Source organism: Streptomyces sp. NPDC001156 (assembly GCF_053598275.1).
Genome location: NZ_JBSFJX010000565.1, coordinates 1 through 1,139 on the forward strand (window position 1 = coordinate 1; position 1,139 = coordinate 1,139).

The following is a 1,139-nucleotide window of genomic DNA, read 5'->3' on the forward strand; positions in this document are numbered from 1 at the left end:
GCTTCGGCTTCGGCTTCGGCTTCGGCTTCGGCTTCGGCTTCGGCTTCGGCTTCGGCTTCGGCTTCGGCTTCGGCTTCGGCTTCGGCTTCGGGTGGAGTATGGCAGGTCTCGGTCAAATGGACCTTGTAGCCCAGCCAGAACAGCTCCTCCCCCTTGGCCGCCCAGCGGGCGTCGGGGTCGTAGGGCGAGGCCAGACGGATACTGCCGGGCGGGACGCCGTCCGTGTCGGCCTCCCGCTTGTTGACCACCTCCCGCCCGCGCGCGTCGGTGTGGACGTAGTAGGTCTGGACCGTGACCTGCCGCAGCAGTTCCACGGCCTCGATCTCGCGCAGCCACGGTGGAGCGTCGGGGGCATGCACCGCCCGCAGCAGCGTCAGGGCGTCGGTGCCGAAGATCTGGGCGAGCCGGTCGCGCTTGGTCTTCGAGGCGGGCATCGTCCACCCGTTGATGCGTTCGGCGTAGCGGTGCGCGAACTCCGGCACATCGATCACGCCGGCAAGCCAGGCCGGAGCGGTCACGGCCAGCGTCTCCAGGGCTGCGCGTACGCTCTCCCCGGCCAGCTCGGTGCGGTTCAAGTCCCTTACCGCGCTGATGACATGGGTGGAGTCGGTGCGCTGCTTGCCCCCGGCGGCGACCAACCCGGCGTTCTTGCAGTGCGCCAGCAGCCGGTCGAAGACCTCCCGCTCCAGGCCGTACTCGACCAAGCGCGCACGGAAGCGGGGCAGCACGGTGTGGTCGAAGCCGGTGTCGGTCAACTCCGCCCCGATCGCGTACTTCCAGTCGATGGCCCGCACCGCCATCGCCGCGGCCTGCCGGTCGGTGAGGTCCTCGGCGAACTGCAACACCGTCACCAGCGCCAGAACGCCGGGCGAGTACCCCGGAGCCCCGCGCACCCCGAACGCCTCCGCGAACGGCTCATCCGCGAAGACCCCGGCGAGATGGTCGCGGACCCGCATCGGCAGGCTTCCCTTGGGGAAGGCGGCACGGGCCGTCTTCGCGGTCTGCTCCGGGACCGGCGGCAGGCCCTTGGGCTGCAACGACAACGCACATCACTCCCGTGGCCGCACGACAGGGAAGCGACCGCACCATGATCATGCCGCAACCAGCCGACCCCGCGTCAGGAATTGCGCACCAGAGTC

Annotated in this window: 1 protein-coding gene; it reads right to left on the reverse strand. The window is 69.9% G+C overall.

Going from position 1 to position 1,139, the window contains the following annotated elements; translation table 11 throughout:
* On the reverse strand, positions 1-1,043 hold a 1,043-nt coding region (locus tag ACWDA7_RS53150; protein WP_450615457.1), incomplete at its 3' end, for a transposase.
* Between the last annotated feature and the right edge of the window lie 96 nt (positions 1,044-1,139).